This is a genomic window from Pseudoalteromonas sp. B62 (genome assembly GCF_037162565.1).
Classification (GTDB): domain Bacteria; phylum Pseudomonadota; class Gammaproteobacteria; order Enterobacterales; family Alteromonadaceae; genus Pseudoalteromonas; species Pseudoalteromonas fuliginea.
The window spans coordinates 2,358,164-2,371,535 of sequence record NZ_JARLVB010000002.1 but is presented as its reverse complement, the minus strand read 5'-3'; the positions used below and the strand labels follow the sequence as shown (position 1 = coordinate 2,371,535).

General features: G+C 39.7%; 17 protein-coding genes. 9 read left to right on the top strand and 8 right to left on the bottom strand.

Annotated elements, in window-relative coordinates:
- Nucleotides 1-714 carry a DNA polymerase III subunit epsilon gene (gene dnaQ / locus P4S71_RS15170; RefSeq protein WP_007586004.1) on the bottom strand — a complete coding sequence of 238 codons (714 nt, stop codon included), beginning with the start codon at nucleotides 712-714 and terminating at the stop codon, nucleotides 1-3.
- A 68-nt stretch (nucleotides 715-782) separates the two neighbouring features.
- Here dnaQ and rnhA point away from each other — a divergent pair, with 68 nt between their 5' ends.
- Nucleotides 783-1,247 (top strand): ribonuclease HI, encoded by a 465-nt coding sequence (gene rnhA / locus P4S71_RS15165; RefSeq protein WP_007378210.1) that lies wholly within the window; start codon nucleotides 783-785, stop codon nucleotides 1,245-1,247.
- A 154-nt stretch (nucleotides 1,248-1,401) separates the two neighbouring features.
- Here the strand turns inward: rnhA and P4S71_RS15160 are convergent, their stop codons facing one another.
- Complete coding sequence (locus P4S71_RS15160; RefSeq protein WP_024599756.1) at nucleotides 1,402-2,187, bottom strand: class I SAM-dependent methyltransferase; 786 nt, start codon at nucleotides 2,185-2,187, stop codon at nucleotides 1,402-1,404.
- Between the two features lie 53 nt (nucleotides 2,188-2,240).
- On the opposite strand from P4S71_RS15160, the gene gloB reads away from it, so the two are divergent.
- Both gloB and P4S71_RS15150 read left to right on the top strand, forming a co-directional pair.
- On the top strand, nucleotides 2,241-3,014 hold the full coding sequence (gene gloB, locus P4S71_RS15155; protein WP_337150939.1) for a hydroxyacylglutathione hydrolase: 774 nt from the start codon (nucleotides 2,241-2,243) through the stop codon (nucleotides 3,012-3,014).
- 156 nt (nucleotides 3,015-3,170) lie between these two features.
- Entirely contained in the window at nucleotides 3,171-4,751 is a 1,581-nt protein-coding gene (locus tag P4S71_RS15150; protein ID WP_337150938.1) for a LysM peptidoglycan-binding domain-containing protein, read from the top strand.
- Nucleotides 4,752-4,820: 69 nt separating this feature from the next.
- Here the strand turns inward: P4S71_RS15150 and P4S71_RS15145 are convergent, their stop codons facing one another.
- The 3 genes from P4S71_RS15145 to P4S71_RS15135 are packed head-to-tail and all read right to left on the bottom strand — an operon-like array spanning nucleotide 4,821 to nucleotide 6,347.
- Nucleotides 4,821-5,270: a flavodoxin gene (locus P4S71_RS15145; RefSeq protein WP_200220113.1), complete on the bottom strand. Its 450-nt coding sequence runs from the start codon at nucleotides 5,268-5,270 to the stop codon at nucleotides 4,821-4,823.
- Nucleotides 5,270-6,034 carry a tRNA pseudouridine(65) synthase TruC gene (gene truC / locus P4S71_RS15140; RefSeq protein WP_024604126.1) on the bottom strand — a complete coding sequence of 255 codons (765 nt, stop codon included), beginning with the start codon at nucleotides 6,032-6,034 and terminating at the stop codon, nucleotides 5,270-5,272. Before truC ends, P4S71_RS15145 begins: the two co-directional genes overlap by 1 nt.
- Nucleotides 6,027-6,347: a YqcC family protein gene (locus tag P4S71_RS15135; RefSeq protein WP_002963030.1), complete on the bottom strand. Its 321-nt coding sequence runs from the start codon at nucleotides 6,345-6,347 to the stop codon at nucleotides 6,027-6,029. The genes truC and P4S71_RS15135 overlap by 8 nt, the downstream gene beginning before the upstream one ends.
- A 104-nt stretch (nucleotides 6,348-6,451) precedes the next feature.
- On the opposite strand from P4S71_RS15135, the gene P4S71_RS15130 reads away from it, so the two are divergent.
- The gene (locus tag P4S71_RS15130; protein ID WP_182693624.1) at nucleotides 6,452-7,480 is read left to right on the top strand and encodes a DUF3549 family protein; all 1,029 of its coding nucleotides are present in this window, start codon (nucleotides 6,452-6,454) and stop codon (nucleotides 7,478-7,480) included.
- Entirely contained in the window at nucleotides 7,481-7,780 is a 300-nt protein-coding gene (locus tag P4S71_RS15125; protein ID WP_007378202.1) for a DUF3301 domain-containing protein, read from the top strand.
- Nucleotides 7,781-8,506: 726 nt separating this feature from the next.
- On the opposite strand, the gene P4S71_RS15120 is transcribed toward P4S71_RS15125, so the two are convergent.
- Nucleotides 8,507-9,160: a GNAT family N-acetyltransferase gene (locus P4S71_RS15120; protein ID WP_337150937.1), complete on the bottom strand. Its 654-nt coding sequence runs from the start codon at nucleotides 9,158-9,160 to the stop codon at nucleotides 8,507-8,509.
- A 153-nt stretch (nucleotides 9,161-9,313) separates the two neighbouring features.
- Between P4S71_RS15120 and P4S71_RS15115 the strand changes: the two genes are divergently transcribed.
- The 3 genes from P4S71_RS15115 to P4S71_RS15105 all read left to right on the top strand — a co-directional run bounded on the left by P4S71_RS15115 (nucleotide 9,314) and on the right by P4S71_RS15105 (nucleotide 10,700).
- Nucleotides 9,314-9,550 (top strand): DUF2789 domain-containing protein, encoded by a 237-nt coding sequence (locus P4S71_RS15115; RefSeq protein WP_008138507.1) that lies wholly within the window; start codon nucleotides 9,314-9,316, stop codon nucleotides 9,548-9,550.
- Between the two features lie 96 nt (nucleotides 9,551-9,646).
- Nucleotides 9,647-9,913, top strand: a complete 267-nt coding sequence (locus tag P4S71_RS15110) for a hypothetical protein (protein WP_007378199.1) — start codon at nucleotides 9,647-9,649, stop codon at nucleotides 9,911-9,913.
- A gap of 13 nt (nucleotides 9,914-9,926) precedes the next feature.
- Nucleotides 9,927-10,700 carry a Zn-ribbon-containing protein gene (locus tag P4S71_RS15105; protein ID WP_096793423.1) on the top strand — a complete coding sequence of 258 codons (774 nt, stop codon included), beginning with the start codon at nucleotides 9,927-9,929 and terminating at the stop codon, nucleotides 10,698-10,700.
- Between the two features lie 63 nt (nucleotides 10,701-10,763).
- Here P4S71_RS15105 and syd read toward each other — a convergent pair whose 3' ends face one another.
- Nucleotides 10,764-11,303, bottom strand: a complete 540-nt coding sequence (gene syd / locus P4S71_RS15100) for a SecY-interacting protein (RefSeq protein WP_337150936.1) — start codon at nucleotides 11,301-11,303, stop codon at nucleotides 10,764-10,766.
- Nucleotides 11,304-11,362: 59 nt separating this feature from the next.
- Between syd and queF the strand changes: the two genes are divergently transcribed.
- Nucleotides 11,363-12,208 carry an NADPH-dependent 7-cyano-7-deazaguanine reductase QueF gene (queF, locus tag P4S71_RS15095; protein ID WP_197113472.1) on the top strand — a complete coding sequence of 282 codons (846 nt, stop codon included), beginning with the start codon at nucleotides 11,363-11,365 and terminating at the stop codon, nucleotides 12,206-12,208.
- A 255-nt stretch (nucleotides 12,209-12,463) separates the two neighbouring features.
- Here queF and P4S71_RS15090 read toward each other — a convergent pair whose 3' ends face one another.
- Nucleotides 12,464-13,369 carry a peptidylprolyl isomerase gene (locus P4S71_RS15090; RefSeq protein WP_337120571.1) on the bottom strand — a complete coding sequence of 302 codons (906 nt, stop codon included), beginning with the start codon at nucleotides 13,367-13,369 and terminating at the stop codon, nucleotides 12,464-12,466.
- Nucleotides 13,370-13,372 lie beyond the last annotated feature (3 nt).

The following is a 13,372-nucleotide window of genomic DNA, read 5'->3' as shown; positions in this document are numbered from 1 at the left end:
TTATTCAGCGCGCCATATGCACTGGCCGCCTTCTTTGTTTACAAGATCTAATCGTGCTTCGTGTGCGCTTTGCTCAGCGTCGCTTGCTCGTAATACAACTAATGGGGCTCTATCACTATTTAAACGCTTTATACCGCCCTTCTGTTGCTCGCTGCCGTCATCTTTATTTTGATTCAAATTTAGCTTTGTTTGACCACCCGTCATGGCAAGGTACACATCGGCTAAAATCTCAGAATCCAGTAGCGCGCCGTGAAGCGTTCGTTTACCGTTATCTACATCGTAACGACGACATAATGCATCAAGGTTGTTCTTTTGACCTGGATGCAAGTCACGCGCCATTTTAAGCGTGTCGAGAACTTGACAAAAAGTATCTGTTTTAGGATAGCCCTGATTAAGCAGCGCAAATTCGTTATCCATATGACCAACATCGAACGGTGCGTTATGAATAACTAACTCTGCCCCTTCAATATAGTCGAAAAACTCTTGGGCAATTTGATGAAACAACGGTTTATCACGTAAAAATTCGTTAGTGATACCGTGAACGTCGATTGCTTCTTCTTCACTTGGGCGTTGTGGGTTTATATAAACGTGAAAGTTATTGCCTGTTAAACGGCGATTTACTAACTCCACACACCCAATTTCTATAATACGGTGCCCTTGTTTAGGGTCGATGCCGGTGGTTTCTGTATCTAAAACTATTTGTCTACGTGCCATATCGAATTTAGCCTGATTCTGGTATCTTTCTATAATCACTTTATTGTACATAAGATCAAGGTAAAACAGTGCAAAAAACCGTAGAGATTTACACCGATGGCTCATGTTTAGGTAATCCAGGCCCCGGCGGTTATGGTATTTTTATGATTTATAACGGCCACGAAAAAGAAATGAGCCAAGGTTATAAACTCACAACGAATAACCGAATGGAAATGCTCGCGGCTATTGTAGCCCTAGAATCACTCACTCGAGAATGCGAAGTAAATCTAACAACCGATAGCCAATATGTTAAGCAAGGTATTGAATCGTGGATCACTAACTGGAAAAAACGTGGCTGGTTAACATCAGCTAAAAAGCCGGTTAAAAACGTCGATTTATGGAAACGCCTAGATAAAGCCTGTAGCGAGCACAATGTAACCTGGAAATGGGTTAAAGGGCATAGCGGCCATAAGTACAACGAAATAGTTGACGATTTGGCGCGCGATGCAGCTGGCAGCAAAGATTTACTAGAAGATGTAGGCTACCAGCCTTAATTAGCTGTTGTTACACCAATTTTATTAAAAACAAGTTCATTCTATCGCATTAAATAACTCACTAACTGCGTTAAAAATGATTCATATAGAACAACTATATGTCACAATTTTCGCCTTGTTAATGTGCTATTTCCTTAGCGCTATAATAGATCACTTATTTAATGCAATTGGTATTATTTTCTTGGTCGCACGTTTTGTAATGCTGCTTTGACGTTTGTCTAAGCCCTGCCCCTTTTACTGGTGCAAACTGCGGCCTAGCATGCCACTTAGGTTTTATTGGCGTTAGTGGCGCAACTCTTTTTCGTGCCACCAGCATATAAACACTGCCCATTGGTTTTAAATACTGCTTCGCAAAAGTACGCCAAAACTCAAACCTTGATAGCCTATTACCTCTTGCCAGTGATGAATAAATAAAACGTTCATCACTTACAATTTCAAAACCAAGTAAGTTTAGCCAATCTTTAACCCGTGCGGGTGTAAAAAAGCGCCCTGTCCACGGTAATTTCTGACCACTAAAAGGCAACATTTGTGCAAGTCCGCACAAACTAAATGGATTAAAGCCAGTCACTACTATATAACCACCCGGAATAAGCGTGCGATGTGCTTCTCGTAAAATGTGATGTGGGTCTGAATGATACTCTAAGCAGTGGCTTAGTATACAAGCATCAATACTGTGTTCGTAAAATGGTAATTCGTCTATGTCAGCGACTACCCCGGTGTAAGGCCCAGGCTCTGCAACACACACTTGGTGTTTAATCGTACTTATACTTGTGTTTAATTCGCCACTTAAATTACCTAGCTTAAGCATATGATAGCCAAACATACGCGGCAGCCACTGCTCCATCTTACGTTCAATATCTGCACGCAAATAATCCCCATGAGGAAACTGCTGCCACGACAGTGGTTTGGGTCCTTCTTGAAAACTAAGGGCTGGTTTCATTTTTTGAGCTCGTTATACTATGCGATAAGTGTCACTTTATAGAGCAATTTACCATGGTGCAAGTCAAAGCAATTAAAGCCTTTTCTGATAATTACATTTGGTGTTTAACTACCGATAACAGTAACCAAGCATGGGTAGTCGATCCTGGCCAAGCACAGCCCGTATTAGCGTATCTAGCTGAGCACGAACTTACGCTTGGTGGGATTTTAATTACGCATCATCACTACGACCACACTGATGGCGTAGCTGCATTAGTTGACGCCTATCCAAATATATCGGTTTATGGCCCCGCGAATAGTCCATTTAAAGGCATTACTCACTCACTTACTGATGCTCAAAGCATTAGCGTACTTAATATTAACTTTAATATTTTAGCGACGCCTGGGCATACACTTGATCATATTTGCTATACAAATGATGAACTTGCTTTTACAGGCGATACATTGTTTAGCGGTGGATGTGGGCGATTATTTGAAGGCACGCCAGAGCAAATGTGGAAATCTTTTAATAAACTAAGAGAGCTACCTGCAAGCTGTGTTGTGTATTGCACGCACGAATACACGCAAGCTAATCTTGCCTTTGCCAAAGCGGTTGAACCACGTAACCCAGAACTCCTTGCGTACAGTAAAAAAGTAGATGAATTACGCAGTAATAACCAAATTTCCCTACCAACTTCTATTGGACAGGAGCTAAAAATAAATCCATTTATGCGTAGCGATTTGCCAACCATTACAGAGTTAGTGCCAGGAAAATTCATCTCGGTTACAAAAAACAATGAACCTTGGGGAAACTTTGCTAGTCTGAGACAGTTCAAAGACAATTTTTAATGCACAAACTAATACTTTAATATTTATTTTATTAGAATCATTAACTTAATTATATAGTGATGATTCTATTTCTGCGTTTTAAAAAGTCATTAAGTGGCAATGTTAACTCATAACAGGTAGTATTCGCCGAGTTTTTTACCCGATGTATTGGTATTTATGAATAAATCTCCCCTATTAGTAGCCTTGGCGTTAGCGCTAAGTGGTTGTCAAACTGTAGAAACTCTAGACTCAGACTCTCAAGTCGCCACGCAAGCAAACCAACAACTCGAAGGCGCAAGTCCTAACGACATTAACAATGCATTGATGGTAAACGCACAATATCAGCAAGTTGACCCTGATGAGCAAGAAGCTCCCGTATTTGATGATGTATGGGAGCGAATTCGCTACCAACTTTCTATCGAAATACCGCAAAACCGCCCTGTTGTTACTGAACGTAATTATTACGCTCGCCACCAAGCCTATTTAGATCGTATTTCTAAACGTGCAGAACCTTACTTACACTTTATTGTTGAAGAAGTAGAAAAGCGCGAAATGCCAATCGAAATTGCACTACTGCCTATTGTAGAAAGCGCATTTGACCCATTTGGTTATTCTAATCGTAGCGCATCGGGCATTTGGCAGTTTATGCCTGCAACCGGTGAGCGATTCGATTTAAAACAAAACTGGTGGTACGACGGTCGTCGCGACATAGTGCAGTCGACTCGCGCAGCACTTGACTACTTATCGTATTTACATAAAACACTTGAAGGCGATTGGCTTAACGCGATTGCTGCTTATAATTCAGGTGAAGGGCGCTTGATGCGCGCGATTAAAAAGAATCGTAAAAAGCATTTACCTACCGATTTTTGGTCTCTTGATTTACCAAGCGAAACAACAGCCTACGTACCAAAGTTATTAGCACTTGCCGATTTATTAAAACGCTCAGATGATTTTAACGTTACATGGCAACCAGTAATTAATGCACAAGTGGTTGAAGTGGTTGATGTTGGCTCGCAAATAGATTTAGCACTTGCTGCTGATATGGCCGATATGACGCTTACTGAGCTATACAGATTAAACCCTGGTTTTAACCGCTGGGCAACTGATCCTAATGGCCCACATTCTTTATTACTGCCAGTAGATAAAGCAGAGCAATTTAGCCAAAAACTAGCAAACACTGATGTTAAAAACAGATTACGCTGGCAACGTTATATTGTGGCTCGAGGCGACAGCTTATCAGTAATTGCCAAAAAGTTTACAACGAGCTCAAGTGCAATCCGATCGCTTAATAAACTCAAATCAAATACGATTAAAGTAGGCCAAGAATTATTAGTCCCGCTTACTGATGGCGCTATAAATAGCGAGCATTTACCAAAGCAGATGCGTTTAGCTGCTAATAAAGCAACTCGCACAAAGCTTTCGCATACAGTTAAAAGTGGCGACACGTTATGGGACATTAGCCGCGAATATGACGTAACTATGGATGAGTTGGCTAAATGGAATAAGCTAAAGAAAAACTCTGTACTGCGCCTAAATCAAAAACTTACTGTGTATAAGTCAGCTAATAAACCACAAGCAACGGCAAGTACCAACCGTACTATTACATACAAAGTACGCCGTGGTGACTCACTTGCACGTATTGCGTCTAAGTTTAATCTAAGCGTTAACGAAATTATTAAGTGGAATAATTTAGCCGGTCAAAAATACTTACAACCTGGCCAAAAGCTAAAACTTAAAGTAGATGTCAGAAGTAGTTAATTTATAAAACTATATTAAAAGTAAAAAGGAGCGCATGCGCTCCTTTTTTAATACTTTAAAATTAAAGTATTAGGCAGGTAATTTTTCCAGCCATGCTTTTAACCAAGGCTCGGCTACCGGCCATGGTTCAAAATCTTCGCATGCATCTATTTCTAGGCGGTTGCCCACAGGCTTTGCTTGTAAATCACGAAGTAGCTCGTCAAAGCTTCGCCCTGCGCCACAAAATGTATCGCCGTAACATCTGTCACCCATAGCAATTACACCAAACGGTTTACCGGTAAGCATTGGGAAAGTGCTATTCATTGCAAAGTACAATCCGGCCAAATTACCCGGTACATCACCTTGGCCTGTTGTGGAGGTAACAATTAAAATATGCGATGCATTTTTTATATCATCAAGCGATGCTTCTGTAATTACTGTAGCAGTATGACCCGCTTGCTCTATTGTGGCTGCAACTTCATCGCTTAAACGCTCTGCACCGCCATTAACGCTGCCTACAAAAATACTAATATGTGCCATTAATAATCCTTTTCTTGCTCTGGCCAACCTAGCTGCTTACATATTTCAAGCATGTCTTCACCTAGTGGCGCTTTAATTGTTATTGATTCATTACTATAAGGGTGCACAAAACTAAGCTCTGTTGCAAATAACATTAAGCGTCTTAGCTCAAAATGATCCCTAAAAAATTGATTATGCTGGTTATCACCGTGATTTACATCACCAATGATAGGCAGTGATAAGTGCTTTAAGTGTCTGCGAATTTGATGCTTGCGCCCGGTTTTTGGAAAACACTCAACTAACGAGTAACGTACTGTTGGATACTTACCTATAGGGATAGGCAATGCAGCTTGGTGCAAGCAATTAAACTGGGTTTGCGCTTCTTGCGGTGCTTTATCTTGATCTGCAAACTTATCGGCTATTTTATCAAGTTCTTCTTTAAGCGGTTTATCTAAAAATACTGACTCTGGCGCAAAACCGCGTACTAAAGCCAAATAGCGCTTAGCAATAGTACCTTCAATAAATAGCTGGTTCATATCGCGAGCTGCTTCAGAGCTCAATGCAAACAGCAATACGCCCGACGTAGGTCTATCGAGCCTATGTACTGGAAATACATGTTGCCCTAGCTGGTCGCGCAACATTTGCATAGCAAACTGGGTTTCGTGTTTATCTAAAAACGAGCGATGCACTAATAAACCTGAAGGCTTATTTATAGCCACATAGTTTTCATCTTGATACAAAATAGTCAGCTCGCCATATTCAATAGGCGCTAGACGCTCACTCATTTGGTTCTCCTAAAAAGGTATCAAGGGCTGTTAGTAATTCAATTATTTCATCGCTTCCCGCTTTATTCACAAGTGTCATTTGCGCCATAGGGGCAATAGCAAAGTTACGCGGCAGTGGTTGCCTATGTGTTATTAATTGCTGTATTTTTTCAATAAATACAAACTGTAACCACTGCTCAAATGCCATTGTGTCGTGACAAAAAGGAGTATTTGAAAGCAGTGCCTCAGCGTCTATTGGCTCACTTTGCCAAAGCGCGTGTTTTTGTAAAAGTGCCGTTAGCTGCACTAAATAAGTTTGGGTTTGCTGGTACATAACCACCCTCTTTTATATATGTAATGCAATTATACCCTGTTCCCTCATAAGCGGCTATGACGTATAATTAATGTAATTTTGCAGTAAAAACAGTTGAGAAAACAATGAGTGATCAAATAGCTACATTAGGTCAGCTTTTAGATGGTGCGGGTACTCAGTGGCGTGCTTTTGATATTGGCAGGCACATTACTAAGCTTGATAAAAAACAATTTTTAGCTATTGAACAAGCTCAAGTGCCTTACCCTTATCCACTTGCTGGTCATGCATGGCTCGCTATTCAATTTTGGGATACTAAAGCCAGTAAAGAACCGTATGTATGGTTTTTAAAATTTCCACTTGATGAGCAAAGTATGCTGGTAAGTGCTAGTCGCGATCACTTTGCTGATATGGTTATTCAAGCGCTAGGCACTGAAATTACAGGCGAACAAGCCGATGGAAAGCTTGATAATAACCCTTATGTTTTTACACCAAACGCAAATAAATTAGCGGCATTTAACGCCCAAGTAAAAGTACTATTAAAACAGCCTGCATCGCAGTATTACGAGCACGCACAACTGTACTTTAGCGGTAAAATTGGTTTTGATAATTGGCAAAGTGTTGCACTTCAGGGTATTGCCGATTTTGCACTACGCTTAGACAGCGATACAAACTTAAGTAATCTGCAAAAAGCATGGGCGCATTTACCTATTGAAGTACTACAACCACTCAGTGCCATGCTTGAACACGTTGAAATACCAACATCAATGAGTGAGTTACTTGTTGATTACACACAGACCGCAATTAGTAATAACGATACATTAGCTATAACCGCAGCACTAAGATCAGCTTCAAAAGGTCAAGCTCAAGGGTTATGCGCTCAATTAGTTGATACTGTACTAAGCTCACCAGTGAAGCACGACTCTGACGTGTTACTAACAATCGCTGGGCGGTGTTTTAAACAATTAGAAAACCCTGAACGCTTACATGTATTTATGGATAATTGCGCGCATCATCAAAAAATTGAAGAATTGTTTCCAAGTATTTTTGCTGACTTAGTTGCAATACCGACTATTCGCCCGCATTTATTAGGCTTATTACGTAAAGAAAATCGTAGCGAAACCCTCGCGCGTGCAATTGGAAGGTTATTCTCTTAAATGGCAAGTTTATGGACGTTCATACTTATTGGTAGTGTAATTTACTTATTTTGGCTTAACCGAAAGGTGGCAGAAGCTGCGAACGTTCATGCTAAACGCCAAAGTGAGCAACTGCAGGTGCAGTTGATGAGTGTTGCTTGCACAAAACGCCGCTTTGGTTTTTTAAAGAGCGGCAAGCCTGGCATCAAAAGTGAATTCATATTTGAATTTTCAAGCGATGGTGAAAATGCTTATCAAGGCGTGTTAATTATGGAAAATGAGTTTTTGAAAAGCGTGGTTGTTCCACCACATAAAATATAAATGGATTTAATTTAGGGCTAAATTAAATTTACTCAAACACAAAAACTAAGGCGTAACTAAAGTTACGCCCCAATTGGACTGCATCCTGCTAGATATCCGTTATCTATTAATCCGTATTATCATCCCCTGAACGAGTAAACAGCCTTATTTACCCTCACATTGCATCCTGCAATATCCATAACCTTCTTGGCAAATCCACGCAAACTAACGCTTAGCTACATCCTGTAGCATCATCCCTGGTAATCCTTTGAAGTAGCTCCTGCCACTTTTGCATCCTGCCATGTCCTCTCGCCACCTTGGCCTATGCGTAATCTAACGCTTGGCTATATCCTTTAGCATCATCCGTGGTAATCCTTTAAGTAGCTCCTGCTACTTTAGCGCACCTTGCACTTCCTATTCGTCCTTGCTTTCCTTGTTAACTTGTCCTTTTTGCTTCCTGCTAGCGTCCGCTACGTTGCCTATTCCATATCCTTGGCAGTAACTCAATCATTGAGCTATGTCTTCTTGACAAAGTAAAGTTTAAAGCAAACGAGTGTGAGTAATAGGACTTAACATTAAATAAATAAGCGTCACAAAAATGAAAAAAACAAAATAAACATTTAATAACAGCAACTTAAATTAAAAAAAGCCACTTAATAGTAGCCTTAAACTGATTATGCTCACAACAATGTAAGAGATGTCTCACGGCCTTATGTCCGTTTGGGCGCATTGGCTTACATTATAATTTTAAATAGTTGGCTCAATTATTGATTTAAACAGTAACTCGCCCTCTACTTGGTTAAAAGTAAGGTGTTTAAATGCTTCAAACTTTTCGGTTTTAAAAAATTCAGTGTGTTCTTTACGCGTTACAAATACAGCCATCCCCGTTGACTCAGCGTTACATTTAACTAAATCATCAAGCCCTCGTAGTAAGTAACGACCAAACCCTTGCCCATGAAAATGTGGATCTACGGCAATAAAAGCTAAAAAGTAGTAATTGCCTTTCTCTTTAAGGGCGTCTCTAATTGTTTGTTCTTTATCTATTAATTGATTTGTTTGTAAGTAGCCCGCACTCAGCATTAATTTTAAACGCCAGTGCCAATAACGCTGCGCTTGTAATTGGCTATTAGATTCAAATACACACGCTACTGCTTTTAATTTATCGTTGCGGTATAGGCCAATTAGTGGCTGTTTTTCTTGCCAAAAACTACTGAGTTCTTCGCGAATTAATGATCGTAGTTTTTTTTCGTAAACTGATTTATTTTCGTCATTGTAGCTAAGCATGTTTAGTAATACAGGATCGTCATGATAAGCCTGATAAATTAGGCTCGCTGCAGTACTAATATCTTCTGCAGCTAAATACTGTACGCTGAACGTATCAGCTGGTGTGGTTACACTCATTGTATTTCCTTTATTATTTTAGCTATAGGCTGTTTAACTTTAAACCTAACTATATACCTAAAATTATTAACCGTAAATTCAGCGAGAGTTTAACTAGCAAGAGGTACAGTTAGGCACTAGTATGAGTTTTCATTCATTTAAAGGAGCAATATCATGGATACGACAAAACACGACATTAACACACTTTTTGCACAGCTTGGATTACCAAATAGTGATGAGCAAATAGATGCGTTTATTGCCTCACATGAATTAGAAGACACAACACGACTCCAAGAAGCTTCTTTTTGGGATGAAGCACAACAACACTTTTTAGCTGAATCCCTTGCAGAAGATGGAGATTGGAGTGAAGTAATTGACGAGTTAGATGTACGCATTCGTCAAAGTAAGTAATTTTATTTAATGTACCCTCCCTTATTTATTGCTAACATAGCATTTGCGCAGCATTTATATGCTGCGTATTTATTTTATTAAAGAGTTATATATCTAATGAATTCAGTTGTATTTGATGCAATCAAAGCCCTTCTCGATGAAGGCAAAACCCCTACTGTAGCACTAACTAAAAGCCGTTTGGCGCAACCGGTTCCAATGCCGATGATTATTGCAGCAGTAAGCCAATATAAAAACAATCCTGATTCAATTAATAACTTCATGAGAAACCCACAGCAGTCAGATAATACTGAGCTTAAAACAAGTCAATTAGATAGAATTGAGCAAAAACTCGATAAACTTCTTGCGCTGCTAGAACAAAAATAATTTGAGACTATAAATGTTCGTTGTTGATTTAACTTTTGATTGCTACCAAGACACCACCCTAGAACAAGCCGAACAAGCAATAAATCGCTTAGTAAATGCACTGCGTTTTAATGGTCAAATAATGGGGGAAGAATTTCCAACCGTTTTAAAAGATGGATTTTTTATTACCCGCGTAATGTGCCCGACCGAAGATGCAATGCACCCGCTAAATAACAGCCCGTTTGTTAAGCACAGTATCGAAAAGTTACATAGTGCTGGGCTACTTGCGCCAAAAGTAAAAGTGATCGGACAAGATATTCACTCCAACGGGGCTGATTGCTGTAAAGAACCATCAAGTTATATTTTATACACAACCTATGTGCATACGTGCAGCCCGCTTTATTGTGGTGATGACTTTTTGCCTGTGCCGCTATTTCGTATTCCGGCAATTGCGAATGGTGACTATAAAACGCTTATAAAATGGCAAGAAGATTGGCAAGCCTGCGATCAAATTCAAATTAATGGCGCAACTCGTTGTGAGTTTCCGGCGCTTGAAGAAATATCGAGTGTCCAAAGCGACCTATATAGACGCGGAAAAGACATAACAAAGCGAATTAGTTTTTTAACTAAAAAGCCAACCTATTATTATTTATACCGTGTAGGCGGCGTAGATAAAGCGTCTGAACTTGAACGAAAATGCCCTAGTTGTAATGGCGATTGGAAATTACCTGAATCGTGGTTTGGGTTATTCGACTTTAGGTGTGAGCCGTGTGGCTTAGTGTCTAATATATCGTGGGATTTTCAATAACCACTTTAATGAGTGCTTAAAATCAGCTTAGTGATGACGCTAAGCTGATTTATTAAACACGTTTTAAACCTCTAATGCCTTTAAAAAAGCATTAATGTTAGGTGCAAGTACATGGTGTGTTTTTTTGCCTACGTGCTCTAAACATACTTCACCAGTGTGCACCAATACACTTACTAGTAAATCATCTTGATCAGTTAAACCAATAAATACTGTTTCTGGTTGCTTGAGCTTGCGTTTCATTAAAACGTGGCCAGTTATATTTTGCTGTAGCAAATTAAAGTCTTCTTCGTTCCATGCTTGTAGTAATTCAACCTGATGCCCATCAATACTTGCTAAAATACTTCCACCGTACATATGTCCGTATAGCTCGCTAAGCGCTTTTGGAAACTCAAGTTCTAGTGCACTGGCTAAATCATTAAGCGAACCTGCAGGTTGCTGACGCGCCCCCTGCCATTGAATGTTTCCTTGCTCGTCAACCTCACCAACTTCACATGGGCTTGGCCATTGTTCGTCGTGCGCAATAAGTGGGTACTTTGTAGTGTTTTTAAGGGTATTTTCGCTAAATATTTGATGAAGTTGTTCTATAAGCAATGCAACAGACATACTGTGAAACTCATTTAAATTAGATATAATGTCCCTATTGTAACTATTTAAGAGCAAACATGACAGATTACAGCAATTCTCCAGACCTTAAAGGTAGCGTATTAGGCCAATCTACTGAGTATGTAGATGTGTACACGCCAAGCTTGCTTTTCCCTATTGCGCGCAAACTAAATCGTGATGCTTTAAATATTGACGAAGCAGAGCTTCCATTTAAAGGCCAAGATATTTGGACAGGTTACGAGCTTTCATGGTTAAACGCTAAAGGTAAACCACAAGTTGCCGTAGCCTTATTTACCTTTGAATGCCAAAGCAGCCATATTATTGAGTCAAAGTCGTTTAAGCTTTACTTGAATAGCTTTAACCAAACCCGATTTGAAAGCATTGATATAGTAAAACAGCATTTAATTGATGATTTATCAAACGCGGTTAACAGCCCTGTCAAAGTGACTTTATACAATCCTGACGATTACAATTGCTTACCGTGTACGGCGCTGCCAGGTGAATGTATTGATGATTTAGATATTGAGATTAATAATTACGACATTGATGCTAATTCACTTAAAGCAAAAAGTGATAACGTAGTGACAGAAACGCTCTATAGCCACTTACTTAAATCGAACTGTTTAATTACCTCCCAGCCTGACTGGGCAAGTGTAATTATACGATACACAGGCGAGCAAATATGTCGTGAGTCGTTATTGCGTTACTTAATTTCGTTCAGAACACATAACGAATTTCATGAGCAGTGTGTTGAGCGTATTTATAGCGATTTAACAACACAACTTAATATTAAAGAGTTAGAGGTTTACGCGCGTTATACTCGTCGCGGCGGGCTTGATATAAACCCGTATCGCTCTACGCATTATAACGATACGCCATTTGCAGTTAAAATTAATCGTCAGTAGGTTATTTTAAACTGGAATATGAGTATTAAAAAAGGAGCCTAGGCTCCTTTTCTATTTGTATATTTAATTAATACCAATTCGCTTAATTAAGTGAGCTATTTTGAGGCTGGGAAAACGTGTTGATAGCTAGGCAAAAAATTCGCTATTTAGTTGTTCTCGGCAATTGCTCCTGCATTGCTCTACCTTCTGCATCCATGCAGTCGTAAATGAGAATTTTTTAACGCAGGTAGCGACACGTTTAGCCCCGCAAAATGATTAAGTATTATTGCGGATTGGTATAACTTCGCGCTTAGTGGGTATGGGCATACCACACACATCAACGTAATTATGTGCTTTAACAAACCATGGTTCAATACGGTTTTTACGAGCACTGATCAAGTTTTTAAACACAGATGAGTTTGTTTTCATCACTTTAAATATACTTTTATCGCTTTGTACATCGCCAAGTACTTGTATATTGGTAATTGGGTTAAATACTTTATCTTCAGTTGGTGTACGCGCTAAACGATTAAAATGCTCTATACCTTCGAGCACTCGACCAAACACCGTAATGTTTTTATCAAGGTAGCGCGGGCCTTGCCCTATCGTTACAAAAAACTCCGTACTCGCACTATTTATATCGTTATCGCGCGCCATTGCAAACACACCACTACAATGCACTTGCCATGTTTGCGTATGTGCTGAGTTTTGAGCTACTGCAAAGCCGTTTAAAAAGCCAGTAACTGGTGCATATCCGTCGCCATTTAGCTCAGTAATTAAAAGTGGTTTGTTTGTTGTTAAATAAAACTCAGCAGGGACTGTTTTATCCGCTGTTTTAATTAACTTTTTACCCGAGCTGTCTCCGCCTTGCGCTACAAAACCTTCAACAAACCGATAAACGCTAGTATTTTTATAAAATCCTTCTCGCGCTAGTTTTTTAATATTTTGAACGTGCTTTGGAGCAAGCTGTTCATTAAGCTCAATGTACGCATCGCCCGTTGGCAGCGTTATCTTTAAAGTATTTTGAGCGTCCACTACTCGCCAGTCATTATCTGTTGCACTAGCAATTACTTCACTCGCGCTCAATAAGGGTAGCTCTTGATTAGCAACATCATCACCGAGTTGTTGAGCACAACCGCTCAAAAAAACACTAAGCAGAGCTGGCAATATAATTTTTTCCATCGC

Bases quoted from the DNA above. Each gene is read 5' to 3' on its own strand.
- dnaQ (WP_007586004.1), bottom strand. From the start codon at position 714: ATGGCACGTAGACAAATAGTTTTAGATACAGAAACCACCGGCATCGAC.
- P4S71_RS15160 (WP_024599756.1), bottom strand. From the start codon at position 2,187: ATGAAACCAGCCCTTAGTTTTCAAGAAGGACCCAAACCACTGTCGTGG.
- gloB (WP_337150939.1), top strand. From the start codon at position 2,241: ATGGTGCAAGTCAAAGCAATTAAAGCCTTTTCTGATAATTACATTTGG.
- P4S71_RS15150 (WP_337150938.1), top strand. From the start codon at position 3,171: ATGAATAAATCTCCCCTATTAGTAGCCTTGGCGTTAGCGCTAAGTGGT.
- P4S71_RS15145 (WP_200220113.1), bottom strand. From the start codon at position 5,270: ATGGCACATATTAGTATTTTTGTAGGCAGCGTTAATGGCGGTGCAGAG.
- truC (WP_024604126.1), bottom strand. From the start codon at position 6,034: ATGAGTGAGCGTCTAGCGCCTATTGAATATGGCGAGCTGACTATTTTG.
- P4S71_RS15135 (WP_002963030.1), bottom strand. From the start codon at position 6,347: ATGTACCAGCAAACCCAAACTTATTTAGTGCAGCTAACGGCACTTTTA.
- P4S71_RS15130 (WP_182693624.1), top strand. From the start codon at position 6,452: ATGAGTGATCAAATAGCTACATTAGGTCAGCTTTTAGATGGTGCGGGT.
- P4S71_RS15125 (WP_007378202.1), top strand. From the start codon at position 7,481: ATGGCAAGTTTATGGACGTTCATACTTATTGGTAGTGTAATTTACTTA.
- P4S71_RS15120 (WP_337150937.1), bottom strand. From the start codon at position 9,160: ATGAGTGTAACCACACCAGCTGATACGTTCAGCGTACAGTATTTAGCT.
- P4S71_RS15115 (WP_008138507.1), top strand. From the start codon at position 9,314: ATGGATACGACAAAACACGACATTAACACACTTTTTGCACAGCTTGGA.
- P4S71_RS15110 (WP_007378199.1), top strand. From the start codon at position 9,647: ATGAATTCAGTTGTATTTGATGCAATCAAAGCCCTTCTCGATGAAGGC.
- P4S71_RS15105 (WP_096793423.1), top strand. From the start codon at position 9,927: ATGTTCGTTGTTGATTTAACTTTTGATTGCTACCAAGACACCACCCTA.
- syd (WP_337150936.1), bottom strand. From the start codon at position 11,303: ATGTCTGTTGCATTGCTTATAGAACAACTTCATCAAATATTTAGCGAA.
- queF (WP_197113472.1), top strand. From the start codon at position 11,363: ATGACAGATTACAGCAATTCTCCAGACCTTAAAGGTAGCGTATTAGGC.
- P4S71_RS15090 (WP_337120571.1), bottom strand. From the start codon at position 13,369: ATGGAAAAAATTATATTGCCAGCTCTGCTTAGTGTTTTTTTGAGCGGT.